General features: G+C 66.0%; 25 protein-coding genes. 11 read left to right on the top strand and 14 right to left on the bottom strand.

Translation table 11 applies throughout. The annotated features are described in order from the left end of the window. Window positions 1-56: 56 nt before the first annotated feature. Window positions 57-1,385 carry a branched-chain amino acid ABC transporter substrate-binding protein gene (locus tag B0G57_RS07930; protein ID WP_189595331.1) on the bottom strand — a complete coding sequence of 443 codons (1,329 nt, stop codon included), beginning with the start codon at window positions 1,383-1,385 and terminating at the stop codon, window positions 57-59. Between the two features lie 179 nt (window positions 1,386-1,564). Between B0G57_RS07930 and B0G57_RS07935 the strand changes: the two genes are divergently transcribed. Further along, window positions 1,565-2,080 (top strand): hypothetical protein, encoded by a 516-nt coding sequence (locus tag B0G57_RS07935; RefSeq protein WP_018442926.1) that lies wholly within the window; start codon window positions 1,565-1,567, stop codon window positions 2,078-2,080. A 95-nt stretch (window positions 2,081-2,175) separates the two neighbouring features. On the opposite strand, the gene B0G57_RS07940 is transcribed toward B0G57_RS07935, so the two are convergent. From B0G57_RS07940 to B0G57_RS07965, 6 genes are all read right to left on the bottom strand, one after another. Then, window positions 2,176-3,717, bottom strand: a complete 1,542-nt coding sequence (locus B0G57_RS07940; RefSeq protein WP_018442927.1) for a 2-isopropylmalate synthase — start codon at window positions 3,715-3,717, stop codon at window positions 2,176-2,178. A 300-nt stretch (window positions 3,718-4,017) separates the two neighbouring features. Further along, the gene (gene pssA, locus B0G57_RS07945; RefSeq protein ID WP_018442928.1) at window positions 4,018-4,908 is read right to left on the bottom strand and encodes a CDP-diacylglycerol--serine O-phosphatidyltransferase; all 891 of its coding nucleotides are present in this window, start codon (window positions 4,906-4,908) and stop codon (window positions 4,018-4,020) included. A gap of 21 nt (window positions 4,909-4,929) precedes the next feature. Further along, window positions 4,930-5,568: a phosphatidylserine decarboxylase gene (locus tag B0G57_RS07950; RefSeq protein ID WP_018442929.1), complete on the bottom strand. Its 639-nt coding sequence runs from the start codon at window positions 5,566-5,568 to the stop codon at window positions 4,930-4,932. A 102-nt stretch (window positions 5,569-5,670) separates the two neighbouring features. Continuing rightward, window positions 5,671-6,687 carry a ketol-acid reductoisomerase gene (gene ilvC, locus B0G57_RS07955; protein ID WP_018442930.1) on the bottom strand — a complete coding sequence of 339 codons (1,017 nt, stop codon included), beginning with the start codon at window positions 6,685-6,687 and terminating at the stop codon, window positions 5,671-5,673. A gap of 92 nt (window positions 6,688-6,779) precedes the next feature. Next, window positions 6,780-7,271 carry an acetolactate synthase small subunit gene (gene ilvN / locus B0G57_RS07960; protein WP_018442931.1) on the bottom strand — a complete coding sequence of 164 codons (492 nt, stop codon included), beginning with the start codon at window positions 7,269-7,271 and terminating at the stop codon, window positions 6,780-6,782. A gap of 13 nt (window positions 7,272-7,284) precedes the next feature. Beyond that, window positions 7,285-9,048 carry an acetolactate synthase 3 catalytic subunit gene (locus B0G57_RS07965; RefSeq protein WP_026230088.1) on the bottom strand — a complete coding sequence of 588 codons (1,764 nt, stop codon included), beginning with the start codon at window positions 9,046-9,048 and terminating at the stop codon, window positions 7,285-7,287. A 404-nt stretch (window positions 9,049-9,452) separates the two neighbouring features. On the opposite strand from B0G57_RS07965, the gene B0G57_RS07970 reads away from it, so the two are divergent. The 10 genes from B0G57_RS07970 (at window position 9,453) to B0G57_RS08015 (ending at window position 16,831) form a co-directional block, all read left to right on the top strand. Continuing rightward, on the top strand, window positions 9,453-10,016 hold the full coding sequence (locus B0G57_RS07970; protein ID WP_018442933.1) for an RNA polymerase sigma factor: 564 nt from the start codon (window positions 9,453-9,455) through the stop codon (window positions 10,014-10,016). Beyond that, window positions 10,013-10,447: a DUF3619 family protein gene (locus B0G57_RS07975; RefSeq protein ID WP_018442934.1), complete on the top strand. Its 435-nt coding sequence runs from the start codon at window positions 10,013-10,015 to the stop codon at window positions 10,445-10,447. The genes B0G57_RS07970 and B0G57_RS07975 overlap by 4 nt, the downstream gene beginning before the upstream one ends. Before the next feature lie 21 nt (window positions 10,448-10,468). Next, a complete protein-coding gene (locus B0G57_RS07980; protein ID WP_018442935.1) occupies window positions 10,469-11,239 on the top strand; it encodes a DUF3106 domain-containing protein in 771 nt (256 codons plus the stop codon). Window positions 11,240-11,250: 11 nt separating this feature from the next. After that, window positions 11,251-11,829, top strand: a complete 579-nt coding sequence (locus tag B0G57_RS07985) for an RDD family protein (RefSeq protein WP_018442936.1) — start codon at window positions 11,251-11,253, stop codon at window positions 11,827-11,829. A gap of 132 nt (window positions 11,830-11,961) precedes the next feature. Continuing rightward, window positions 11,962-12,903, top strand: coding sequence for a UDP-2,3-diacylglucosamine diphosphatase (locus B0G57_RS07990; RefSeq protein WP_018442937.1), 942 nt, complete (start codon window positions 11,962-11,964; stop codon window positions 12,901-12,903). 75 nt (window positions 12,904-12,978) lie between these two features. Further along, entirely contained in the window at window positions 12,979-14,016 is a 1,038-nt protein-coding gene (locus B0G57_RS07995; protein ID WP_102607132.1) for a glycosyltransferase family 4 protein, read from the top strand. Continuing rightward, the gene (locus B0G57_RS08000; protein ID WP_018442939.1) at window positions 14,013-14,594 is read left to right on the top strand and encodes a diacylglycerol kinase; all 582 of its coding nucleotides are present in this window, start codon (window positions 14,013-14,015) and stop codon (window positions 14,592-14,594) included. Before B0G57_RS07995 ends, B0G57_RS08000 begins: the two co-directional genes overlap by 4 nt. Window positions 14,595-14,753: 159 nt before the next feature. Then, window positions 14,754-15,482, top strand: a complete 729-nt coding sequence (locus tag B0G57_RS08005; protein WP_018442940.1) for a TetR/AcrR family transcriptional regulator — start codon at window positions 14,754-14,756, stop codon at window positions 15,480-15,482. Further along, window positions 15,479-16,063, top strand: a complete 585-nt coding sequence (locus B0G57_RS08010; protein WP_018442941.1) for an LOG family protein — start codon at window positions 15,479-15,481, stop codon at window positions 16,061-16,063. The genes B0G57_RS08005 and B0G57_RS08010 overlap by 4 nt, the downstream gene beginning before the upstream one ends. A 12-nt stretch (window positions 16,064-16,075) precedes the next feature. Then, entirely contained in the window at window positions 16,076-16,831 is a 756-nt protein-coding gene (locus B0G57_RS08015) for an SDR family oxidoreductase (RefSeq protein WP_018442942.1), read from the top strand. A gap of 39 nt (window positions 16,832-16,870) precedes the next feature. Here B0G57_RS08015 and B0G57_RS08020 read toward each other — a convergent pair whose 3' ends face one another. The 7 genes from B0G57_RS08020 to B0G57_RS08050 form a co-directional block, all read right to left on the bottom strand. Then, entirely contained in the window at window positions 16,871-17,485 is a 615-nt protein-coding gene (locus tag B0G57_RS08020) for a DUF924 family protein (protein ID WP_018442943.1), read from the bottom strand. Beyond that, on the bottom strand, window positions 17,482-18,216 hold the full coding sequence (locus tag B0G57_RS08025) for an alanyl-tRNA editing protein (RefSeq protein ID WP_018442944.1): 735 nt from the start codon (window positions 18,214-18,216) through the stop codon (window positions 17,482-17,484). Before B0G57_RS08025 ends, B0G57_RS08020 begins: the two co-directional genes overlap by 4 nt. Before the next feature lie 99 nt (window positions 18,217-18,315). Then, window positions 18,316-18,729, bottom strand: a complete 414-nt coding sequence (locus B0G57_RS08030) for a group II truncated hemoglobin (protein WP_018442945.1) — start codon at window positions 18,727-18,729, stop codon at window positions 18,316-18,318. 18 nt (window positions 18,730-18,747) lie between these two features. After that, the gene (locus B0G57_RS08035; protein WP_018442946.1) at window positions 18,748-21,324 is read right to left on the bottom strand and encodes an ABC transporter permease; all 2,577 of its coding nucleotides are present in this window, start codon (window positions 21,322-21,324) and stop codon (window positions 18,748-18,750) included. 50 nt (window positions 21,325-21,374) lie between these two features. Continuing rightward, window positions 21,375-22,007, bottom strand: coding sequence for a DUF4126 domain-containing protein (locus tag B0G57_RS08040; RefSeq protein WP_018442947.1), 633 nt, complete (start codon window positions 22,005-22,007; stop codon window positions 21,375-21,377). Window positions 22,008-22,241: 234 nt separating this feature from the next. Then, window positions 22,242-22,940, bottom strand: coding sequence for a two-component system response regulator KdpE (gene kdpE / locus B0G57_RS08045; RefSeq protein WP_018442948.1), 699 nt, complete (start codon window positions 22,938-22,940; stop codon window positions 22,242-22,244). Between the two features lie 14 nt (window positions 22,941-22,954). Then, complete coding sequence (locus tag B0G57_RS08050; RefSeq protein WP_026230090.1) at window positions 22,955-23,929, bottom strand: quinone oxidoreductase family protein; 975 nt, start codon at window positions 23,927-23,929, stop codon at window positions 22,955-22,957. Window positions 23,930-23,976 lie beyond the last annotated feature (47 nt).

Below are 23,976 nucleotides of genomic sequence, written 5' to 3' on the forward strand. Positions count from 1 at the left end.
CCGTGGGTTACGACGAAGCGAGCATTGTAGCACAGGCGCGCCGGCCGGCCACCCATTCATGGACGCTTCATCCGGCAGGCGACCGGCTCGGCCGTTGCTTGCGGCGACAGCGCGAGGACCGTGCGAAAGCCGTAGCCGGAGCCCTCGTTGTCGAACCGGACAGCCGGGGCTCCGGCCCGCTCCATCTCGATCACGTAAAGGGGCTGGATCAGCTGGTGATCGTCGGCCCGCATCTCGACCCGCTGGAATCCGTTGTCGTAGCGCATCCCTTCGAGCGCTTTGGCGACAGCCGCCGCTTCCGTCGTACGGGCGCGGGTGATCGCGTCGGCCAGCATTTCCACGAGAATCTCCATGCGCAGCACGGGATAGTCGTCGCGCGCGGCCGGAAAACGCGCGCGAAACGCGGCGTAATAGGCGTTCGAGGCGGCGGCCGCGTCGGCATCGGGCTGCCGGGCGCCGCCGGCCTCCCCCGGCATCGGCGCGACGCCCGCGTTCGGGTGCCAGTCCGCCACGGCAAGCACGCGGCCGACGCCCGCGTCGCCGAGCGCGGCGGGCGCGCCGAGGCTGTTGCCATAGAACGTATAGAACTTGCCGTTGAAGCCCTGCTCGCGCGCCGCCTTGACGAGCAAGGTCAAGTCGTTTCCCCAGTTGCCGGTCACGACCGCATCGGCGCCGCTCGCTCGGATTTTGGCGATATAGGGCGCGAAGTCCTTCACGCGCCCGATCGGGTGGAACTCGTCCCCGACGATGGCGATTTCGGGGCGGCGAGCCGCAAGCGCCTCGCGCGCAAGCGCGCTCACGTCGCGTCCGAAGCTATAGTCCTGATTGAGCAGATAGACTTTCTTCACCGACCGATCGCGCTCGATCACGGCCGCGAGCGCGCTCATTCGCATGCCGGCATGCGCGTCGAAGCGGAAATGCCAGAAGCTGCACCCCGAGCCCGTCAATGCCGGGTCGTCGGCCGAGTAGTTGAGGAAGAGCTGGCGATCGCCGGGCTCGCGCGCATTGTGCTTGTCGATGGCCGCCATCAGGGCCGCGGCGACGGCCGAGCTGTTCCCTTGCAGAACGAACGGAATACGGCGGTCGGCTGCCGCGCGCTGCTGCACGAGCGCCTCGTCGACGCTCCCATGACTGTCGAGGACGACGAGCTCGAGCGGATGCCGTCCATCGGCAAGCTCGACTCCGCCGCGCGCGTTGACCCGCTCGACGCCGAAGCGCAGGTTGCGCTCGACGGCCGCGCCGGCATCCGCGAACGGTCCCGACATGCCTTCAATCAATGCCAGGCGCACCGGTTCGGCCCGTTCGTCCGCCGCGGCCGCCCGCGCCAGGCAGAACGCCGTCGAGACGGCGGCGACGGCGATCCAAGCCCATCTTCCGGCAATCATGTTGATGTCCTTCCTCACCCGCGATGCAATCGATCGAAAGCGCGGATCATAGGCCGTCGAAGCGGTCTGCCGCAAGCGGCGGGTGGCTCGCGGGGGACGCCCTCGATCTTTTGAGGGCGTTGCCTGTCAAAATAATGGGGCTCGTGATAAAACGCCGGAGACGAACGGAGGAGTTTCTTATGTCGATGGGCAAGCGTCTTTCAGCAGTGGCGGCAGCGGCAGCCGTGCTCGTGACGGCCGGCTGCGCGCAGCCTTGGCAGCAATTTACGCCGGGAGAAGCGGAATCGACGCTCGTCGCGCGCCTGGGCCCGCCGCGTGAAGTCTATGACCTGCCGACGGGCGGCAAGCGTCTCATGTGGCCGACGCAACCGATGGGCGAAGTGACGACGGCCGCGGACATCGATGCTTCAGGCAAAGTCCTGACGGTGCGTCAGGTGCTGTCGGCCAACGAGTTCTATAAAGCGCAGATCGGCACGTGGACGAAGAAGGACGTGCTCATCAACTTCGGCCGCCCCGTCGAAACGTCGTATTTTCCGCTGATGAAGCGCGAGGTCTGGTCCTACCGGTACCAGGAAGACAACGTCTGGTACCTGCTCTACAACTTTTATTTCGACCAGCAGGGCGTGCTGCGGCTCACGCAGAAGACGCCCGATCCGTTGCACGAGCCCGAGCGCGACCACTTCGGAATGATGTAGGGTGCGCCACGGCTGCCTCCCCCCCGCGCTACGCGCGTGCTACGCGGGGAGGCAGGCGCCGGGCCCGCTCGGACCGGGCGCCGTTGCGTTCCACGTCAGATCTGCGGATTCAGCTTCTCGCCACCGGCGTAAAGCTTGTTGAGGGCGGCGATATAGGCCTTCGCCGATGCCGCGACGATGTCGAGATCCGTGCCGACACCGTTGACGATGCGCCCGTTCTTCGAGAGACGCACCGTCACTTCCCCTTGCGCCTGCGTGCCCGTCGTGATGGCGTTGACCGAGTAGAGGAGCATCTCGGAGCCGCTCTTCGCGTGCGCCTCGATGGCATTGAGCGTCGCATCGACAGGTCCGTTGCCATCGGACTCGGTCGTGACCTCCTGCCCCTCGGACGACATCACGATGCGCGCGTGCGGCCGCTCGCCCGTCTCGGAACGCTGCGAAAGCGAAACGAACTTGAAATGCTCGCGCTCGGCCGCCCCGGCCGATTCTTCGCCGACGATCGCCATGATGTCCTCGTCGTAGATCTCGGCCTTGCGATCGGCGAGTTCCTTGAAGCGCGCGAATGCTGTGTTGAGCTCTGCTTCGCTCTCGAGCCTGACGTTGAGCTCCTGCAAGCGCTGCTTGAAGGCGTTGCGCCCCGAGAGCTTGCCGAGCACGATCTTGTTCGCCGACCAGCCCACGTCTTCGGCGCGCATGATCTCGTACGTATCGCGCGCCTTCAGCACGCCGTCCTGATGGATGCCCGAAGCGTGAGCGAACGCGTTGGCACCGACGACCGCCTTGTTCGGCTGCACGACGAAACCGGTGATCTGCGAGACGAGCTTCGACGCCGGCACGATCTGCGTCGTATCGATGCCGAGCTCGAGACCGAAATAGTCCTTGCGCGTCTTCACGGCCATGACGATTTCCTCGAGCGCCGTGTTGCCCGCGCGCTCGCCGAGGCCGTTGATCGTGCACTCGACCTGACGCGCACCGCCGAGCTGCACGCCCGCGAGCGAGTTCGCGACGGCCATCCCGAGATCGTTGTGGCAATGCACGGAGAAGACGGCCTTGTCCGCATTCGGAATCCGCTCGCGCAATGTCTTCACGAGGTTGCCGTAAAGCTCGGGCACGCCGTAGCCGACCGTATCGGCGATGTTGATCGTCGTCGCGCCTTCGTCGATCACGGCCTCGAGCACTCGGCAGAGGAAGTCCATGTCCGAGCGGCTGCCGTCCTCGGGCGAGAACTCGACGTCGTCCGTGAACTTGCGCGCGAAGCGCACGGCGAGCCGCGCCTGCTCGTAGACCTGATCGGGCGTCATGCGCAGCTTCTTTTCCATATGCAGCGGCGACGTCGCGATAAAGGTATGGATGCGGAAGCGCTCGGCCGGCTTCAGCGCGTCGGCGGCCCGCTGGATGTCCTTGTCGTTCGCGCGCGCGAGCGAGCAGACGGTGCTCTCTTTAACGAGCGACGCGATGGCGTTGATGGCGTCGAAATCGCCGTTCGAGCTCGCCGCGAAGCCTGCCTCGATGACGTCGACCTTCATCCGCTCGAGCTGCCGCGCGATGCGGATCTTCTCTTCTTTCGTCATCGAAGCACCCGGCGACTGCTCGCCGTCACGCAACGTCGTGTCGAAAATTATCAGCTTGTCTGCCATCTGGGTCTCCTGGACGATTTGCAATCGGAAGTCGGAAAGTCACAACGGAATTCGGGTGTTCGCGCCACCGCTGGCGACGCCGAACAACGAACGAAGGCAGACGGGGGGCGAGAACGGTCAGCGCGCGAGACGCGCCGACGCTAGTGCTAGACCGCGTAGTAGCGGCGCACCGGCGAGAAGGGATAGGAGGGGGAACGCAAATTTCGACATGTCGCCGACTATAGCGGCATTCGCGAAAACGTGCAATCGATCGGCTGGGTGCCCCTGGTCGGGGGCGCCTGGCTCGGCGCCCCCCTCAAATCAGCGGTCGTGCGGCACCGAGCGAGCCGGGTTGTCGCGCCGGCGCAGCGCCAGATACCCCCAGAACGCATAGCCCGACAGGCCGTAAAGCACGAAGAGGCCGAACAGCATCAACGGCGGGTCGGACGACACGAGCACGAACGCGACGACGACGAGCAATATCGCCGCGAACGGCACGCGATGCCTCACGTCGAGCGCCTTGCCGCTATAAAACGGCGCGTTCGATACCATCGTCACGCCCGCGTAGACGGTCAGTGCAAACGCCACCCAGGGCAGCCAGACGAGCTTGAGCGGCACGCGGTTGTCAGTGGCGAGCCAGACGAAGCCGGCGATCAGCGCGGCCGCGGCCGGGCTCGGCAGCCCCTGGAAGAAGCGCTTGTCGACGACGCCGATGTTGGTGTTGAAGCGGGCGAGCCGCAGCGCCGCCCCCGAACAGTAGACGAAGGCCGCGAGCCAGCCCCAGCGCCCGAGGTCCTTCAGCACCCATTCGTACATGACGAGCGCCGGCGCGACGCCGAACGAGACCATGTCGGAAAGGCTGTCGAACTGTTCGCCGAACGCGCTTTGCGTATGCGTCATGCGCGCGACGCGGCCGTCCATCCCGTCGAGCACCATCGCGACGAAGATCGCGATGGCCGCGATCTCGAAGCGCACGTTCATCGCCTGCACGACGGCGAAGAAGCCGCAAAAGAGCGCAGCCGTCGTGAATGCGTTCGGCAGCAGGTAAATGCCGCGCCTGCGCAGGAACTGCTGACGCGCGAAACGCCGGTTTTCGGCCGGCGCGCTCACTGACGACTGCGACGCCGCGTCGGCGAATATCTTGTTGCGCCTGAACGCTCGCGGCAGCGGCGATTTGCCGATGCGTGGGCGGCGCGGTTTCAATGCGGCCATCGAACTCCTCCTCGCGCCGCGTCAGAGCTCGGCGAGAATCGTCGACGAGGCGAACACCTTCTCGCCGATCGAGACCTTGGCGCGACTGCCGACAGGCAAATAGACGTCGACGCGCGAACCGAAGCGAATGAAGCCGTAGCGCTGACCGCGCGTGAGCGGCTCCCCTTCCCTCACGTAGCAGAGAATGCGCCGCGCGATGAGCCCGGCGATTTGCACCGATGTCACCGTATGTCCGCTCCCCGTCTGGATGACGATCGCGTTGCGCTCGTTTTCGAGCGATGCCTTGTCGATCGACGCATTGAGGTATGCGCCCGGAAAATACTCGACTTTGGTCACGGCGCCGTCGACGGGCGAACGCTGCGAATGAACGTTGAAGACATTCATGAACACGCTGATTTTGAGCGCCTCGCGGCCGACGTAAGGATCGAGCGTCGTCTCCACCGCAACGATACGGCCGTCGGCGGGGCACAGCACCGCGCCGGGCTCAGTCGGAATCGGGCGCGCCGGATCGCGGAAAAACTGCACGACGAAAATGAGCAGCAGCCAGAAAATCCAGGCTACGCCGAATCCCGCGACCGCATGGATCAACAGCGCGACGACGGCGGCAATCGCAATGAAGGGCCACCCTTCGCGCGCGATGATCGGATGAGGGTAATTCATAAAACAGTTTGGGTCTTTTTGTAAAACCGTAGGATAGCAAAAGCCGTCCGGCGCTCGACGCGCGGGACGGCTTTCTCGAACATGCCGATGAATCGGGCGCGCTTAGTTCTTCGACTGGTCGACGAGCTTGTTCTTCGCGATCCACGGCATCATTGCGCGCAGCTTCTCGCCGACGGTTTCGATCGGGTGCTCGGCCGTGATGCGGCGGCGCGATTGCAGCACCGGCGCGCCGGCGCGGTTCTCGATGATGAAGCTCTTCGCGTACTCGCCGGTCTGGATGTCCTTCAGGACTTCCTTCATGACCTTCTTCGTCTCTTCATTGACGATGCGCGGCCCCGTCACGTACTCGCCGTACTCGGCGTTGTTCGAGATCGAGTAGTTCATGTTCGCGATGCCGCCTTCGTAGATGAGGTCGACGATGAGCTTGAGCTCGTGCAGGCATTCGAAATACGCCATCTCGGGAGCATAGCCGGCTTCGACGAGCGTCTCGAAGCCAGCCTTGATGAGCTCGACCGTGCCGCCGCAAAGGACCGCCTGCTCGCCGAAGAGGTCCGTCTCGGTCTCTTCGCGGAAGTTCGTCTCGATCACGCCGGCGCGGCCGCCGCCGTTCGCCGCCGCGTACGAGAGCGCGATGTCGCGCGCCGCGCCCGACTTGTCCTGCGCAACGGCGATGAGATGCGGCACGCCGCCGCCGTTCTGGTACGTGTTGCGCACGGTGTGACCCGGCGCCTTCGGCGCAATCATGATCACGTCGAGATCGGCGCGAGGAATGACCTGGCCGTAGTGGACGTTGAAGCCGTGCGCGAACGCGAGCGCCGCGCCTTCCTTGATGTTCGCGTGCACTTCGCTCTTGTAGACCTCGGCGATCTGCTCGTCGGGCAGCAGCATCATGACGACATCGGCGCCCTTCACGGCTTCCGCGACTTCCTTGACCGCGAGCCCGGCCTGCTCGGCCTTCTTCCACGATGCCCCGCCACGGCGCAGACCGACCGTCACGCGCACGCCGCTCTCCTTGAGGTTCAGCGCGTGGGCATGGCCTTGCGAGCCGTAGCCGATGATCGTGACGTCCTTGCCCTTGATGAGGGAGAGGTCCGCGTCTTTATCGTAGAAAACTTTCATGTTGATTCCTTCGCTTGATCGATTCAGTGAAATTCGGATAACGCGCCCACCCGTACACGACGAGCGAGGCGCCAAAAAGCATTGACGCGGCCTCAGACCTTCAGAATGCGCTCGCCACGGCCGATGCCCGAGCTGCCCGTGCGGACCGTCTCGAGAATCACCGTGCTGTCGAGCCCTTCGATGAAGGCGTCGAGCTTGTCGCTCGCCCCCGTCAGCTCGATCGTGTAGGTCTTTTCGGTGACGTCGATGATGCGGCCGCGGAAGATGTCCGCCATCCGCTTCATCTCTTCGCGTTCCTTGCCGACCGCTCTTACCTTGATCAACATCAGCTCGCGCTCGATGTGGGCGCCTTCGGTCAAGTCGACCACTTTGACCACCTCGATCAGGCGGTTCAAGTGCTTCGTGATCTGTTCGATCACGTCGTCCGAGCCAATGGAGACGATGGTCAGGCGCGAAAGCGATTGGTCTTCGGTCGGCGCCACCGTCAAGGTTTCGATGTTGTAGCCGCGTGCAGAAAAAAGGCCGACCACGCGCGAAAGCGCACCCGGTTCGTTTTCCAGCAGGACGGAGATGATATGTCGCATGTTGTGTTCCCCGTCAGAGATCTTCCGCACCGAGCAGCATCTCGGTGATGCCCTTGCCGGCTTGAACCATCGGCCAGACGTTTTCGGTCGGATCGGTCTGGAAATCGAGAAACACGGTGCGATCCTTGAGCCGCAGGGCCTCCTTCAACGCGGGCTCGACATCCGCCGTCTTTTCGACGCGGATGCCGATATGGCCGTACGCCTCGGCCAGCTTCACGAAATCCGGCAGCGCATCCATATACGAATGCGAATAGCGCTTGCTGTACTCGATCTGCTGCCACTGGCGAACCATGCCGAGATAGCGGTTGTTGAGCGAGATGATCTTGATCGGCGTGTCGTACTGCTTGCACGTCGACAGCTCCTGGATGCACATCTGGATCGAGCCTTCGCCCGTGATGCAGGCCACGTCGGACTCGGGATGCGCCATCTTCACGCCCATCGCCGCGGGCAGCCCGAAGCCCATCGTGCCGAGCCCGCCCGAGTTGATCCAGCGGCGCGGCTTGTCGAAGCGGTAGAACTGCGCCGCCCACATCTGGTGCTGACCGACGTCGGAGCAGACGTAGGCGCTGCCGTCCGTGAGCTCCCAGAGCTTCTCGACGACATACTGCGGCTTGATGATCGGGCTCGTCCGGTCGTACTTGAGGCAATCCTTCGCGCGCCAGCTCTCGATTTCTTTCCACCATTCGGCGAGCGCCGCGGCGTCGGGCCCGTGCTCGGCGTGCTGCAGCTGCTCGATGAGCTCCTTGAGCACCTCTTTCACGTCGCCGACGATCGGAATGTCGACCTTCACTCGCTTGCTGATCGACGACGGATCGATATCGATATGGATGATCTTGCGCGGACGCGACGAGAAATGCTGCGGATCGCCGATCACGCGGTCGTCGAAGCGGGCGCCGATCGCGATCAGCACGTCGCAGTGCTGCATCGCCATGTTGGCTTCATACGTGCCGTGCATGCCGAGCATGCCGAGGAATTTCTTGTCGCTCGCGCGGTAGCCGCCCAGGCCCATCAGCGTGTTCGTGACGGGATAGCCGAGCAGATCGGCGAACTGATTGAGCTCGCGCGCGGCGTCGGCGAGAACGATGCCGCCGCCCGTGTAGATGTAGGGGCGCTTCGCGCCGAGCAGCAGCGAGACGGCCTTGCGGATCTGGCCCGAGTGCCCTTTCGTCACCGGGTTGTACGAGCGCAGCGACACGCTCTTCACGGGCTCGTACTCGCACGGCGTCTTCGACACGTCCTTCGGAATGTCGATGAGCACCGGTCCCGGGCGGCCCGTACGCGCGATGTAGAAGGCCTTCTTGACGGTCGCCGCGAGGTCGCGCACATCCTTCACGAGGAAGTTGTGCTTGACGCACGGGCGCGTGATGCCGACCGTATCGCACTCCTGGAACGCATCCTGGCCGATCGCGGCCGTCGGCACCTGGCCGCTGATGATGACGAGCGGAATCGAATCCATGTAGGCAGTGGCAATACCCGTCACCGCGTTCGTCACGCCGGGGCCCGACGTGACGAGGCACACGCCCACCTTGCCCGTCGAGCGCGCGTAGCCGTCGGCCGCGTGCACCGCCGCCTGCTCGTGGCGCACGAGCACGTGCTGCACTTTGTCCTGCTTGTAGAGTTCGTCGTAGATGTAGAGCACTGCGCCGCCGGGATAGCCCCAGAGCACCTCGACGCCTTCGTCGGCCAGCGCGCGCATGAGCACGGTCGCGCCGATCGAGGGAGCTTCATGAGGGGGGGTGGTATCCGACGTGGAGAATTCCGCGCTGGGCATATTCATCATTCACCTTTCGAATTTTCGGCAAAAAATTGATCGGGTGCTCTCTGCCGGGCTTGTGGCTCGGGTTCAAGCGGCGCGTCCAGTTTGACAGGCGGGCCTCTTGGGCACGCCTCAAAGAAGACAATCACTTATGTTGCGAACCGGAAACGTTAACGGGTACGGCCCTGCGGGTCAAGCAAAATTTGCTGCAGCGCCGGAAGAGCATGCGGCGCCGCTAGCCGACACCGCGCAGCCGTGCCGGTGGCGTTTGCACCACAAGGCTTCGAAAAAACGCCGCCCGCAGCCGCCGCGGCCCCCTGTTCGCACCCCGTCATCTCGAAAAGTTTGCTAGCATCCGCCAGTTTTACGGATTTTTTTCAATCGATTACGGCGCGCGCCCCAAAAAGAGGCGCGGCCTCCCTCGGATGGCATCAGACAAGGAACTCGCCGATTTCCTGACGAGCGTCGAAAGGCGTGCGTTCAAGCAGACCGTCTACGCCGTGCGCGACGACGATGCCGCCCTCGACATCGTGCAGGACGCGATGATCCGGCTCGCCGAACGGTATGGCGACCGGCCGCTCGCCGAGCTTCCGCTCCTCTTTCAGCGTATTCTCCAGAATGCGACGCACGACTTTTTTCGTCGGCAAAAGGTGCGCAACACCTGGGTGAGCCTCTTTTCGTCGTTCGGCAGCGGCGAAGACGAGGAATTCGACCTGCTGGAGACGATCGAAGGACAGGAAGCCTCGGGCGGATCGGAAAGCTCCGAGCAAACGCTCGAGCGCCATCAAGTGCTCGCACTCATCGACGAAGAGATCCAAAAATTACCGGCGCGTCAACGGGAGGCGTTTCTCATGCGTTACTGGGAAGATATGGATGTCGCCGAGACTGCCGCCGCGATGGGCTGCTCCGAAGGCAGTGTCAAGACGCACTGCTCGAGAGCCACGCATACGCTGGCGGTTGCGCTCAAGGCCAAAGGAATCACGCTATGAGCCCCGCTCCCGAAATCAAAGAACGCGAGTTCGCGCACAACATCTGTCGCGCGCTCGACGAAAACGCGGCCAGCTTGCCCGCCTCGACGGTCGAGAAACTCGCGGCCGCGCGGCTTGTCGCGCTCGCGCGCAAGAAGCCCGAAGCGCTCGCGGCGCGCGCGTTCGTGCCAGTGCTCGCGCATGCCGGGGGGGAGCCGAGCATGAGTCCGAGGTCCGCGCCGCGCGAACGGCGCGTGTCGCCGTTCGTCCGCATGCTGCGCGCGTGGCCCGTCATTGCACTCGTCGTCGGCGTCGCCGCGATCGCCTACTGGGAAAACCTGCAACGCTCGGCAGAGCTTGCCGACATCGACGCAGCCATGCTCAACGACGAGCTCCCGCTCAACGCGTATCTCGATCACGGGTTCAACGCGTATCTCTCGCGTGCGCGCTGAACGCATGCGGAGGAGTCCTGCGTGAGCTACAAGCGCGGCCTGGCCGTCGTGTTCGCGTGCGCGATCGCCTCGGCGGTCGCATTCGCCGCCACCTACCACCGGTTTTTCGCCCCGCCGCCGGCCGCCGCCCATGCGGCCGCGGGCGCCAGCGCGCCCGCCGTCGCGTCGGCGTCGACGCCCGGCGCCCCCCTCGCGCTCGACTTTCCGCCGCTCGTCACGGACCACAATCCGCTTTCATGGGCCCGTCTGACGCCCGCGCAACACGCGGCGCTCGCGCCTTTCGCTGCGGTATGGGACAAGTTCAGCGACGAACGCAAGCGAAAATGGATCAAGATCGCGTCCGGTTTCGCGAAGATGTCGCCCGAACGGCAAAAAAGGCTGCATGAACAGATGGCGGAGTGGGTGCGCATGACGCCCGAGCAGCGGCGCGTCGCGCGCGAAAACTACCAGCTCTCGAAAGCGCTGCCGCCGCAAGCGCGCCAAAAGGCATGGACGGCCTATCAGCAACTCTCACCCGAGCAAAAGGCCCGCTTGGCGGCAAGCGAGCGCAAGCGGCGGCCGACCGTCGTCAGCGCGCCCCCGTCGGGCGCGAAAAGCGAGATCCGCGGGCTCAATCGACTCGTCGAGCAGCGGCCAGGCGCGGGCAGTAGCGTCGCATCCGCGACGAGCGCGTCGGCGCCCGTCGCCGTACCGCCGCCGTCGGTCCCGACGGCCCCGGCCAGCCCGGCACCGGCCAACAGTGCGCCGCTCTCGCCGTCCGAGGACCAATCGGGCATTTTCAAAGGCGCCTGAGGGCTCGCGCGATGTCGGCATTGGACGAATCGGACACGAGCGCGCTCGGCAACGCCGGCGCGGCAAAGAGTGCGCCGCCGTTGCCGCCCCCGAGTGTGCGCCGGCGTCTCGCCGCGCTCGTCTACGAGGCGGTGATTCTCTTCGGCATCGTCTTTTTCGCCGGCTATCTGTTCGGCACGCTCACCCAGCAGCGCAACGGGCTCGTCCATCGCGACCTGCTCGCGGCGTGGATCGCGCTCGTCGTCGGTGCCTACTTCGTCTGGTGCTGGACGCACGGCGGCCAGACGCTGCCGATGAAAACCTGGCGCCTGCGCCTCGTCGGCCGCCACGGCTCCCCGGTGCGGCCCGCCCGCGCCGTCGTTCGCTATCTGCTGGCCTGGCTCTGGTTTCTGCCGCCCCTCGCGCTGCATCCGCTCATCGACCTTTCGCTGCCTTACACGCTCGGCGCCGCCGCCGTCTGGTTCGTGCTCTGGGCCGCCTCCGCGCGGCTCGACGGCGCACGACAGTTCCCCCACGATCGCCTCGCCGGCACACGCATCGTGATTGCCGAAGCGCGTCGGCAGGCCACGGCCGGCACGTCGCCCTCCTGACGCGCGCGCCGCGACCCTCTCGCGGGCCGCCCGTCGAATCCCCGCTGCGTAATAAGAACTTCTCGTGACTGTCATGTGGCAGTCACAGGCGCGTGGCGCAATGCACACATGTACAACTCGACGCGAGAAGCCATGGACCGTGCGACGTCCGCGACTTCCCTCCTACGGCAGATCGGCGCTTCGGTCGACGCCGTTCCGTTCCACCCCGCCACGCCCGGCGGCGCGTCGACGATCGAGGATGCAGGGGGTCGGCAGTCGGCTTCGAGCAGCAGCCACCACGACGACAGCGTGCCCGATCCCCACCGTTACCGCACGATCTGGCTCTCCGACATCCACCTCGGTTCGAGCGGCTGCCAGGCCAATTACCTGCTGGATTTCCTGCGCCACAACGAGTCCGAGTATCTCTATCTCGTCGGCGATATCATCGACGGCTGGCAGCTCAAGAAGGGCTGGTACTGGCCGCAGGCGCACAACGACGTCGTGCAGAAAATCCTGCGCAAGGCGCGCAAAGGCACGCAGGTCGTCTACATTCCCGGCAATCACGACGAAGCGGCACGGCAGTTCTGCGATCTCGCGTTCGGCGACATTCACGTGCGCGGCGAAGCATTTCATACGACGTTGGCGGGCAAGCGCCTCTGGATCGTTCACGGCGATCTCTTCGACGGCGTGATTCAGCACGCCAAGTGGCTCGCCTATCTCGGCGACACCGCCTACACGGCGATCCTCGTGCTCAACCGCTGGTTCAACCGTATTCGCAGCCGCTTCGGGTTTCAGTACTGGTCGCTCTCGCAATATCTGAAACACCAGGTCAAGAACGCGGTGAACTTCATCTCGTCGTTCGAGCAGGTCATGATCGACGAGGCGCGCCGCCGCGGCTGCGACGGCGTCGTCTGCGGCCACATCCACAAGGCCGAGATCCGCGAGGTCGACGGCCTCACCTATTGCAACGACGGCGATTGGGTCGAAAGTCTATCCGCGCTCGTCGAAACGCTCGAGGGCGAGCTGCAGGTGGTCTATTGGACCGTGATGCGCTCGCCGGAAGTCAATTCGCGCAAGGCCAAGGCAACCGCCTAAAATGACAGGGCGCTCACGGTCGCGACGTCCGCCGCCCCGCTCCTCACGCTCCCCCTTCACCGCATAGGGCTTCGCATGAAGATCATGATCGTCACCGACGCGTGGGAACCTCAAGTCAACGGCGTCGTCCGCACGCTCAAGAACACCACGCGCGAACTCACGGCGCTCGGGCATCGCGTCGAGCTGCTCGCCCCGCTCGAGTTTCGCACGGTGCCGTGTCCGACCTACCCCGAGATCCGCCTGTCACTCTTTCCGCGCATGCGGCTGAACCGGCGGATCGACGAGTTCGGCCCCGACGCGCTCCATATTGCGACGGAGGGCCCGCTCGGGCTCGCCGCGCGCCGCTACGCGATCCGGCACGGGTTGCCGTTCACGACGGCCTATCACACGCGGTTTCCCGAGTACATCGAGGCCCGCTTCGCGCTGCCGGCCGCGGTCTCCTATCGGTTCCTGCGCTGGTTCCACCGGCCGTCGCTCGCCGTCATGGCGCCGACGCCCGTCGTGAAAGCCGATCTCGAGGAGTACGGCTTCACGAATGTCGTGCTCTGGTCGCGCGGAGTCGACCTCGATATCTTCCATCCGATGGAATCAAAGGTGCTCAACACGGCGCGGCCGATCTTCCTTTATGTCGGCCGTGTCGCGATCGAGAAGAACGTCGAGGCTTTCCTCAAGCTCGATCTGCCCGGTTCCAAATGGGTGGCCGGCGAAGGCCCGGCGCTCGCGGAGCTCAAGTCCCGCTACCCCGAGGCCAACTACCTCGGCGTGCTGACGCAGGCCGAGCTCGCGAAAGTCTACGCGGCCGCCGACGTGTTCGTCTTTCCGAGCCGCACCGACACCTTCGGGCTCGTGCTGCTCGAGGCGCTCGCCTGCGGCACGCCCGTCGCGGCCTACCCCGTGACGGGCCCGATCGACGTGCTCGGCGACGGTGGAGCCGGCGCGATGAACGAGGACTTGCGCGAAGCTTGCCTCGACGCGCTGAAGATCGAGCGCGCACACGCGCGTGCCTGGGCCGAGCGGTTCTCCTGGCGCGCCGCGTCCGAGCAGTTCGCCGCGCATTTGAAACCCCTTTCGCGCGCCCCGTGGCGCGAAGAGAACGAGAACGCCGCGGCATGAGGCGCGATGAATCGCTCGCCCGCGACGAACGGGTCGAGTCGCCCCCGCCCGCTGAACCGCCCGCGGCTCGCGAGCGCCACGTCGAGCTCGCGCCCGACGAGTCGCACGCGCGCGATGACCACGTGGAGCGGCCGGAGCCGCTCTCCCCCGACGATCCGCTCGCCCCGCCGCCCTTCAACCCCTACAAGGGCAATCGCGGGTTCACGCGCGCCTGGCATGCGCTCAAAAACTCGGTCAATGGCTTCCGAGTGGCCATCCGCGAGGAGAGCGCGTTTCGCCAGGAACTCACGCTCGCCGCGATACTCGTGCCGGGCGGCGCGCTCGTTCCGGTCGACGCCGTCTCGCACGTGCTCCTGATCGGCTCCGTGCTGCTCGTGCTGATCGTCGAGCTGCTCAATTCGAGCGTCGAAGCGGCCATCGACCGCATTTCGCTCGAGCGCCACGAGCTTTCCCGGCGCGCGAAGGATCTCGGCAGCGCGGCCGTGACGGTCGCGCTCGGCGCATGCCTGCTCACGTGGGTGCTCATCGCCGGCCCGCTCCTCGTTGCATGGATCGGGCGGCTTGTCGCTTCTCCATGAAAACCCTAGGCCGGTCGAAGAAGAGAACGACCGGTTTATAATCGGCCCACAACTCCGAGACAGACCAACCACGCCGGGCTGACACGACGCAGCGTCGCGAAAGTGCCGCGCGTTCCGTCGTATTTGGCCCAGCGCGAACACATTTCAGGGCCGGACGACATGGAAGCAAAAACTCCCCGCCGCACCCGTGAACGGATCCTCGAACTGTCGTTGAAGCTCTTCAACGAGATCGGCGAGCCGAACGTCACGACCACGACCATCGCCGAGGAAATGGAGATCAGCCCCGGCAATCTTTATTACCATTTCCGTAATAAAGACGACATCATCAACAGCATATTTGCTCAGTTCGAGCAGGCGATCGAAAAGCGGCTCCGGTTCCCGGAAGATCATCGTCCGACCATCGACGAAACCTGGTCATATCTGCAGTACATGGCCGATTTCATGTGGCAGTACCGCTTTCTCTATCGCGACCTCAACGATCTGCTCGCGCGCAACCGCACCCTCGAGACGCATTTCAAGCAGATCATCAGTCACAAGGTGCGCTTTGCGCGCGAAATGTGCGAATTGCTCGTCGCCGACGACGAAATGGTCGCGACGCCCGACGAAATCCAGGTCATCTCGACGAACATGGGCGTCATCGCCACCTACTGGCTCTCGTATCAGTTCGTCATGCATCCGCGCAAGTACAACGAGCAGGAGGCGATCCGCGCTGAGTTGCATCAGGTGAGCGTCCACGTCATCTCGGTCATGGCGCCCTATCTGCGCGGCCGCTCGCGGCAGCTCTTCGATGATCTCGTCTCCGGCCGGCGCCCCTTGCGGGAATTCCACGACTATCTGCCGCCACGCGATTCCGCCGTGAAGACGGTCGTCAAGGACGCGCAGCCATGAAGTCGATCTGCGTCTACTGTGGTTCTTCGCTCGGCGCCAAACCCGCCTATGCGGAAGCGGCGCGCGGCTTCGGCCGTGCACTCGTCGAGGCGGGCTGCACGCTCGTCTACGGCGGCGGCCGCGTCGGCTTGATGGGCGTCGTCGCCGACGAGGTGCTCGCGGCGGGGGGCCGTGCGATCGGCGTCATTCCGAAGCTCCTCGTCGACAAGGAGGTGGGGCATCGCGGGCTCACCGAATTGCACGTCGTGCCGGATATGCACCAGCGCAAGAAAATGATGGCCGACCTCGCCGACGCGTTCGTTGCCCTGCCGGGCGGCGCCGGCACGTTGGAAGAGCTGTTCGAGGTCTACACGTGGGCCCAGCTCGGGTATCACTCGAAACCGATCGGCCTGTTCGATGTCGACGGCTACTACGCGCCGCTCGTCGGCCTGCTGCGGCATACGGTCCGCGAAGGCTTCATGCAGCAGCGCTACGTGGACATCCTGCAAATCGATTCGCAACCCGCGGCACTCGTCGACAAGCTGCGCCGCTATCGCCCGCCCGGTCCCGATAAATGGGCCACCGAGCGCGAGGCCGTTTGAGCGAGCCGCCCCATGAAAACGGAGATGCGTGTCGTACTCATCACCGGCGCGAGCCGCGGCATCGGACGCGCGACCGCGCGGTCGCTGGGCGCGCAGGGCTGGGCCGTCGGCATCAACTATGCGCGAGATCGGCAAGCGGCCGAGCAAACGGCACGCGAAGTCGAGCAGGCGGGCGGCAAGGCCCTCTTTGTGCAGGCCGACGTCGCCGACGAACCGGCCGTCAGCGCGATGTTCGATGCCGTCGCGCAGGCGTTCGGCCGGCTCGATGCGCTCGTCAACAACGCGGGCATTGTCGCGCCCTCGATGCCGCTCGCGGACATGGATCTCGCGCGTCTTAAGCGAGTGTTCGACGTCAACGTCTTGGGCGCCTATCTGTGCGCCCGCGAAGCAGCGCGGCGCATGGCGACGGACCGTGGCGGAGCGGGCGGCGCGATCGTCAACGTTTCATCCGCGGCGTCGCGACTCGGGTCGCCGAACGAGTACGTCGACTATGCGGGCTCGAAGGGCGCCGTCGACACGATGACGATCGGACTTGCGAAGGAGCTCGGCGCGCGCGGCGTACGCGTCAATGCCGTGCGCCCCGGCCTCATCGATACCGAGATTCACGCGAGCGGCGGCAAGCCCGATCGCGCCGCGCAGCTCGGCGCGCAAACGCCGGCCGGACGGCCCGGCCGCGCCGACGAAGTGGCGGCGGCGATCGTCTGGCTGCTCTCCGATGCGGCATCGTATGTGAACGGCGCACTGCTCGACGTTGCGGGCGGGCGCTGAGTCCGCCCGGATTCGATGTGCGCTTGGGCACTGGATCCGCTAGCGGAACGAGGAGCCCGGCTCGGACAGGAAGTCACGCTCGGCATCGGTCGGGCGCCGGCCAAGCATGGCATTGCGGTGCGGAAAGCGCCCGAAGCGCTCGATGATCTCCGCGTGACGCCGCGCATAGCGGAGGTACCCGCTCAATCCCGTTTCACGCTCGAGCGCCTCGAAAAGGCGTACGGCAAGCTCCTGGCTCTCCCGGGACTCATCATGCTCGAACGGCATGTAGACGAACGCACGATGCTGCGCCGAGGGAAGGCAGCGGTCGGCGCCGGAATCGACCATGCGGCGCGCCGCCGCGAGCGCCCGGGCGTCGCCGGCGAAAGCCTCGGCGCTGCCACGATGGATGTTCCGTGAGAACTGGTCGAGCACGACGATGAGCGCGAGCGTACCTGGCGGCGAGCGTTCCCAATCGTCGAAGTCCCCGCGCCGCGCGGCTTCCAGCGTCTTGCCGAAGCGCGCGCTCAGCGTCGCATCGAAGCCTTCGTCGCCGTCGAACCACCGATCCCACTCCTTGCCGAAGCGCGCCGAGCCCGGCTCGCCGAACCAGAAATCGAGCACGTCGCGCGCGGCCGGCGCGAGCGCGGCGTAGTCGTCAGCCCCCACGATCACGACGCGAGCTCCAGCACGAGGCGCCGCGTGCGCGCGCTCTTCTTCTCGAGCTTGGCCACGCGCAACGCGCCAATCTCCGCCGTATTGCGCACATGCGTGCCGCCGCACGGCTGCAGATCGACACCCTCGATGCGCAACAGCCGCACGCGCCCGAGCCCCATCGGCGGCTTCACGCTCATCGTGCGCACGAGCTCGGGTCTCGCCGCCATCTCGTCGTCGGTGATCCATTCGGTGCCGACGCGGTGTCCGCCGTCGACGAGCGACGCAAGCCGCGTCTCGACGAACTCGCGCTCGATCGGCTCGACGGTCGCGAAGTCGAGGCGCGCATAGTCGACCGTGATGCTGCAGCCATCGACGGGGTACGGCAGCACCGCGCACATGAGGTGGCTCGCCGTATGCAGGCGCATGTGCCGGTAGCGGCGAGCCCAATCGATCTCGGCCAGCACCGATTCGCCCGCAGCGAGCCTCTCCAGTACCGCGTCCTGACCCGGCGCGGGCACGTGCAGCGCGTCGTCGGGCGTCGCATCCTCGAACTTCGCCTTGCGCGTGTCCGCAATGTCGATGCGCGTGCCGTCGGAAAGGACGAGCGCGCCGGCGTCGCCCGCCTGGCCGCCGCCGAGCGGATAGAAAACGGTTCGGTCAAGCAGGATCCCCTCGTCGCCGATCGCGGCGATCGTCGCCTCGCATCGCGTCAGATAGGCGTCTTCTCGAAAAAGCGCTTGTGTCGTCATGGGCCGATTCCTTGTCGATCTCGTTGCCGATTATCGCGTTCGTCGCGACGCGTCGACAGCACGCTTCGAGAGCCGCCCCGTCGCGACTGTACCGGGCGTTCAGCCGGGCCGGTTGCGCATCCAGTCCGCCGTATCGAAAAACGCGCGCAACAGACGCTCGCGCAGCCATTCCGGCAGGCCCGCGTCCTCCATCGCCCACGCCATACAGCGCAGCCACTGATCGCGCTCGGACGAGGCGATCGCGAACGGCAGGTGGCGCGCACGCAGCATCGGATGGCCGAAACGATCGGTGTAGTGACTGGGGCCGCCGAGCCAGCCGCAAAGGAACCAGAACAATTTGTCGCGCGAGCCCTCGAGCGTCGGCGGATGAAGCGCCCGAATGCCGGCGAACTCCGGCTCGAGGTCCATCAGGTCATAAAAACGGTCGACGAGCTCGCGCACGCGCGCCTCGCCTCCAATGAGCTCGAATGCGCTCGGTTGCGATCGCGCATCGTCGTCGGTGGAATCGGTCATAAGCGAAAGGGTCAAAGATCAAGCGTCGCGCAACGACTGTCCGGCGGGCCGCTCGAGCACATGCCGCAAGCTGAGCCACCCGCCAACGCCGGCACATGCAATACCCGCGGCGATGCCGGCCGGCAGCAGCCATGGATCGAAATCGAGATAGAAGAGAAACACATGCGTCGCGAGTACCGAGCCGAGCACCTGTGCGCCGATGGCCGCCATGAGCCCCGCCAGCGCGCCCACGACGGCGAACTCGGCCGCCTGCACCGCGCGCACCTGCCGGTGCGAGGCCCCGAGCGCCCGCAAGAGCGCCGATTCTTTCATGCGTTCGTCGCGTGTGCCGGCCAGCGCCGCATAAAGCACCAGGACGCCGGCTCCGAGCGTGAACGCAAACAGGAACTGCACCGCGCCGATCACCTGCTCGAGCACGTGCTGGATCTGCGCGAGAATCGGCCCGACGTCGATCGCCGTCACGTTCGGATGGGCCGCGATCAGACTATCGAGGACGGCACGCCGCTCGGGCGGCAGGTGAAAGCTCGTGATGTAAGTGGCCGGAAAGCCCTTCAGCGACGAAGGCGGCATGAGCACGAAGAAGTTGACATTGAACGTGCCCCAGTCGAGCTTGCGCACGCTCGTGACCGGCGCGTCGATCGTCAGGCCCGTCACGTCGAAGCGCAGCACGTCGCCGAGCTTGATCCCGACGAGCTTGGCGAGTCCTTCTTCGATCGAAATCTCGGGCCGTGTCGTGTCGCCGTACCATCGGCCCCCGACGATCCGATTATCGTCGGGCAGGCTCGAGCGATACGAGAGATTGAACTCGCGATCGACGAGACGGCGTGCCTGTTCGTCCTTGTACGACGCGGGATCGACAGGCTTGCCGTCGATCGCGAGGAGCCGCCCGCGGACCATCGGCTCGAGCACGACGCCCGGGAAGCCGTGCGCGGCCAGATAATCCGTCACGGCCTGCCGCTCGTCGGGCTGAATGTCGATGAGGAACTCGTTGGGCGCGTCGGGCGGCGTCGACTTGCGCCAACCGGCGATGAGGTCGTTGCGCGTGATCGCGATCATGAGCAGGCACATGAGCCCGATCGCGAGCGCCGTGATCTGCAGCGCGCTCGCGGCGCCGCGCCGCTCGAGCGAAGCAAGGGCGTAACGCCAGCCGACGCCGGCCGCGATGCGCTGAACACCGCGCTCGCTGCGTGCGATCTTCGAGGTCGTCCAAAGCGCCGCGCGCGCGACCCCGCCGAATACGACGAGCCCCGCCGCGAATCCGCCCGCGACGATGCCGCCGAGCTTCACCTCGCCCGCCGCGAGCACCAGCAGCGCGCCGAAGAGCGCGATCCCGATCGCATAGGCGTACCAGGCGATGCGCGCCTCGCCGCCCCACTCGCGCCGCAGCACGCGCACGGGCGGCACGCGCGTCAACGGCAAGAGCGGCGGCAGCGCGAAGCCGAACAGCAACACGAGCCCCGCCGCGATCCCCTCGAGCGCCGGCACGGCGCTCGGCGGGGGGAGCTCGACGCCGATCAGCTCGCCAAGCCACGCGAGCAGCGCGAAATGCCCTGCATAGCCGAGCGCGACACCCGCCACTCCGGCGACGAGGCCGACGATAAAAAACTCGAGCGCGACCAGCGTGCGCAACGCGCCTTGCGCGAGCCCGAGGCAGCGCATGACGGCGCAACTGTCGAGATGGCGCCGCGTATAGCGATGAGCCGCCATCGCAATGGCAACGGCGGCCAGCAGCGCTGTCAGCAACGACACGAGCCGCAGGAAATGGCCCGCGCGATCGAGCGTCTCGCGCACCTGCGGCTGACCGTCTTCGAGCGATTCGAGAGCGACGCCGCGCAGTCGGCCGCCGTCGACGCGCTCATGGGCGAAACCCGCGAAACGAGCGACCGTCGCATCGGGGCCGGCCACCAGCAGCCGATAGGTGACGCGGCTGCCGTAGCCGAGCAGCCCCGTCGATGCGACGTCGGCGACATTGAGCATCACGCGGGGCGAGAAGTTGACGAAGGAGAAGCCGCGATCGAGCTCGCGCGTGATGACAGCGGCGATCGTAAAGGCGCGCTGGCCCAGCACGACGCGATCGCCGACGTGCGCATGAAGCGCACCGAGCAGTTGCGCATCGACCCAGACGGTGCCGGGCGCCGGAATGCCGTTCGCGGGACGATCGGGCGCATCGGGCGCCGATGCGATCCGCAGTGCGCCGCGCAGCGGGTACCCCGGCGAAACCGCCTTCACCGCCGCGAGCCTCACCGCGGGGGGCGGCGGGTCGGACTCGTTGGCGTGTGCGTCACCGCCGGCCGACGCTTGTGCGCCATTGGCCGGCGCGAGGCCGACCATGCTCGGAAAGATCGTGGTGGTCGCGGTCTTGAGCCCGAGCGAGTGCGCTTCATCGACGAACGGCCGATCGACGGGATGATCGGCGCGCACGACGAAATCGGCCGCGATCATGCGGCGCGCGTCGCGCTCGAGGCCCTGCTGCAGGCGATCGGCGAGAAAGGCGACGCTCGAGAGCGCCGCCACGGCCAGGACCAGCGCAATCGCCAGCATCGAAAGCTCGCCGGCGCGCCAGTCGCGCGCCGTCATGCGCGCCGCCTGCCGCATGAGATCCGAAACCGCCGGGCGGCGGCCCGGCGCGCTTGCTGTCCGTCCCCTCAATCGCGCTTGCTCCCGAACGAAGTCAAGCGCGAGCCGCCGAATCGGGCACCCATATGCGCCGCCATCGCGCGAAAGCCGCCTTGCACGCCGCGCCAGAGCCGCGGGAGCGCCCAGCCCGCGAAGACGACGAATGCGATCATCAGCGCGAGGAAGACGAGCGGCGCGAAAACCGCGAGCGCGAGCCCGATGCAGACGAGCAGATCTTCGGTGGACGACGCGATCCAGTTCGACAACGGCTCGGGAGACAAATTGATCAGCGCGCGCGTGCCGGCCTTGGTCAGGTGGGCCGAGCCCGCGAGCGTGCCGCCCGCGAGCGCGGCGATCGTCATCAACGTCGGATCGGCATGGCCGAGCGCCCCGGCCGCGAGCAACGCGCCGGCCGGTATGCGGATGAACGTGTGAATCGCATCCCAGAGCGAATCGAATGCGGGAATGCGGTCGGCAAAGAACTCGACGACGGCGAGGATGGCCGCGGCGCCGATGACCCAGGGCGAGGCGAGCGCCGAGAGCGAACCCGGCAAGTGGATGATGTCGAGGCGCGCGAAGACGCCGACGAGCAGCACCGTCAGATAAAGCCGCAGACCGCTCGCCCACGAGAGGCCGGCGCCAAGCGAAAGTGCGTCGAGCATCGCCCCTCCGTGTCAGCCCTTGCCGCGCATGCCGCGACACCCCCTGGTTCGCGCCGCGCGGCTTTGTCTTGATTATAGACGCGCTGCCGCAAACGCCGCTCGGGCGCCGCCGGCGAGCCGTCGGCGTCGCTCCGCGGCAGCGCGACCGGCTCGATTCGAAAGCCGCGCCCGCGGTCGGCCTATCGCGCGGGGCCTGGTGCGCGCGGCCCTATCGGCCCATACCAGTCAGCCAGGTCAATCGGCGCCGACCAGTCGGTAGCCGACGCCCGTCTCCGTGAGGATATGCTCCGGCTGCGCCGGATCGCGCTCGAGCTTTTGCCGCAGATGCGCCATGTAGATGCGCAGGTAGTGGCTGCTTTCAACATGCGACGGCCCCCACACGTCGACGAGCAGTTGCCGGTGCGTGAGGACGCGTCCCGCATGGCGCACGAGCGTGGCGAGCAGCCGGTATTCGATCGGCGTGAGATGAATGGGTACGCCGCCGCGCGCGACACGCCGCCCGGCGAGATCGACCTCGACGTCGCCGAAGCGCACGAGCGGCGATTCGCCCGCGCCGCCGTGATTGCGCCGCCTCAGATGCGCGCGAATGCGCGCAAGCAACTCCGACACGCCGAAAGGCTTGGTCAGATAGTCGTCGGCGCCCGCATCGAGCGCCGCCACCTTCTCATCCTCACGCGTGCGCGCCGATAGCACGATGACCGGCAATTCGGTCCATCCGCGCAGCTCGCGGATGACGTCGAGCCCATCCGTATCGGGCAATCCCAGATCGACGATGACGAGATCGGGCTTGCGCGTCGCCGCCTCGACGAGCCCCTGCTTGCCCGTGTCGGCGTCGTGCACGACCATTCCCGCGCCTTCGAGCGACGTACGGACGAACCGGCGAATTTGCTTTTCGTCTTCGATCAGGACGACGGTCACGGTCGGCTCGGTCATCGGGCACAGATCGATCAGGGCACGAGAATCGTCGAGCCCGTCGTCTTGCGCGATTCGAGATCGCGATGGGCGTCCGCCACGTCTTTCAGCGCGTAGCGCTGGTTGATACTCGTCTTCACCTTGCCCGAGGCAATGACGTCGAAAAGCTCGGCCGCCATCGCGTCGAGCCATTCGCGCTTCGACGTATAGGTGAAGAGCGTCGGCCGCGTGAAGAACAGCGATCCGCGGTTCGCGAACTCCGACGCATCGATCGGCGGCAGCGGCCCCGAGGCGCTGCCGAAGCTGACGAAGTAGCCGAGCGGCGCCAGGCAGTCCAGGGAGCCCTTGTAGGTATCCTTGCCGATCGAGTCGTAGACGACCGGCACGCCCGCACCGCCCGTGATCTCCTTCACACGCTCGGTGAAATTCTCTCGCGTATAGACGATCGGATGATCGCAGCCGTGCGCTTTCGCGAGCTCCGCCTTCTCGTCGGAGCCCACGGTGCCGATCACCGTCGCGCCAAGTGCTTTCGCCCATTGGCAGACGATGAGCCCCACTCCGCCGGCCGCCGCATGAATCAGGATCGTCTGCCCCGGCTCGACGCGAAACGTTCGGCGCAACAAGTACTGAGCCGTCAATCCTTTCAGCATCGCCGAGGCGGCATCGTCGAACGAAACCGCATCGGGCAGCTTCACGAGCGGATCGGCCGGCAGCACGCGCTCTTCGGCATAGGCGCCCGGAGGACGGGCGACATACGCGACACGGTCGCCCACCTTGAGCCCGGACACGCCCGGGCCCGCGGCCGTGACGACACCGGCCGCCTCCATGCCGAGCCCCGCCGGCAGCTGCAAGGGATAGTGGCCCGTCCGGAAATAGACGTCGATGAAGTTCAGGCCGATCGCATGATGCTTCACGCGGACCTGCCCCGGGCCGGGCTCGCCAACTTCGACATCGACCCACTGCAGCACCTCGGGGCCGCCGACCCGCTCGAATCGAATTGCCTTGACCATCGTGCTCTCCTTGATGTGTTGCCTCACGCCCGGCATCCGCTGGAACC

Source organism: Trinickia symbiotica, from assembly GCF_002934455.1.
In the GTDB taxonomy this organism is placed as follows: domain Bacteria; phylum Pseudomonadota; class Gammaproteobacteria; order Burkholderiales; family Burkholderiaceae; genus Trinickia; species Trinickia symbiotica.

Bases quoted from the DNA above. Each gene is read 5' to 3' on its own strand.
- B0G57_RS08040 (WP_018442947.1), bottom strand. From the start codon at position 22,007: ATGCTCGACGCACTTTCGCTTGGCGCCGGCCTCTCGTGGGCGAGCGGT.
- B0G57_RS08025 (WP_018442944.1), bottom strand. From the start codon at position 18,216: ATGACGACACAAGCGCTTTTTCGAGAAGACGCCTATCTGACGCGATGC.
- B0G57_RS07940 (WP_018442927.1), bottom strand. From the start codon at position 3,717: ATGGCAGACAAGCTGATAATTTTCGACACGACGTTGCGTGACGGCGAG.
- B0G57_RS07935 (WP_018442926.1), top strand. From the start codon at position 1,565: ATGTCGATGGGCAAGCGTCTTTCAGCAGTGGCGGCAGCGGCAGCCGTG.
- B0G57_RS07990 (WP_018442937.1), top strand. From the start codon at position 11,962: ATGGACCGTGCGACGTCCGCGACTTCCCTCCTACGGCAGATCGGCGCT.
- kdpE (WP_018442948.1), bottom strand. From the start codon at position 22,940: ATGACCGAGCCGACCGTGACCGTCGTCCTGATCGAAGACGAAAAGCAA.
- pssA (WP_018442928.1), bottom strand. From the start codon at position 4,908: ATGGCCGCATTGAAACCGCGCCGCCCACGCATCGGCAAATCGCCGCTG.
- ilvC (WP_018442930.1), bottom strand. From the start codon at position 6,687: ATGAAAGTTTTCTACGATAAAGACGCGGACCTCTCCCTCATCAAGGGC.
- ilvN (WP_018442931.1), bottom strand. From the start codon at position 7,271: ATGCGACATATCATCTCCGTCCTGCTGGAAAACGAACCGGGTGCGCTT.
- B0G57_RS07950 (WP_018442929.1), bottom strand. From the start codon at position 5,568: ATGAATTACCCTCATCCGATCATCGCGCGCGAAGGGTGGCCCTTCATT.
- B0G57_RS08050 (WP_026230090.1), bottom strand. From the start codon at position 23,929: ATGGTCAAGGCAATTCGATTCGAGCGGGTCGGCGGCCCCGAGGTGCTG.
- B0G57_RS07930 (WP_189595331.1), bottom strand. From the start codon at position 1,385: ATGATTGCCGGAAGATGGGCTTGGATCGCCGTCGCCGCCGTCTCGACG.
- B0G57_RS08005 (WP_018442940.1), top strand. From the start codon at position 14,754: ATGGAAGCAAAAACTCCCCGCCGCACCCGTGAACGGATCCTCGAACTG.
- B0G57_RS07975 (WP_018442934.1), top strand. From the start codon at position 10,013: ATGAGCCCCGCTCCCGAAATCAAAGAACGCGAGTTCGCGCACAACATC.
- B0G57_RS08030 (WP_018442945.1), bottom strand. From the start codon at position 18,729: ATGACCGATTCCACCGACGACGATGCGCGATCGCAACCGAGCGCATTC.
- B0G57_RS08000 (WP_018442939.1), top strand. From the start codon at position 14,013: ATGAGGCGCGATGAATCGCTCGCCCGCGACGAACGGGTCGAGTCGCCC.
- B0G57_RS07985 (WP_018442936.1), top strand. From the start codon at position 11,251: ATGTCGGCATTGGACGAATCGGACACGAGCGCGCTCGGCAACGCCGGC.
- B0G57_RS08035 (WP_018442946.1), bottom strand. From the start codon at position 21,324: ATGCGGCAGGCGGCGCGCATGACGGCGCGCGACTGGCGCGCCGGCGAG.
- B0G57_RS07965 (WP_026230088.1), bottom strand. From the start codon at position 9,048: ATGAATATGCCCAGCGCGGAATTCTCCACGTCGGATACCACCCCCCCT.
- B0G57_RS08010 (WP_018442941.1), top strand. From the start codon at position 15,479: ATGAAGTCGATCTGCGTCTACTGTGGTTCTTCGCTCGGCGCCAAACCC.
- B0G57_RS07970 (WP_018442933.1), top strand. From the start codon at position 9,453: ATGGCATCAGACAAGGAACTCGCCGATTTCCTGACGAGCGTCGAAAGG.
- B0G57_RS08015 (WP_018442942.1), top strand. From the start codon at position 16,076: ATGAAAACGGAGATGCGTGTCGTACTCATCACCGGCGCGAGCCGCGGC.
- B0G57_RS07995 (WP_102607132.1), top strand. From the start codon at position 12,979: ATGAAGATCATGATCGTCACCGACGCGTGGGAACCTCAAGTCAACGGC.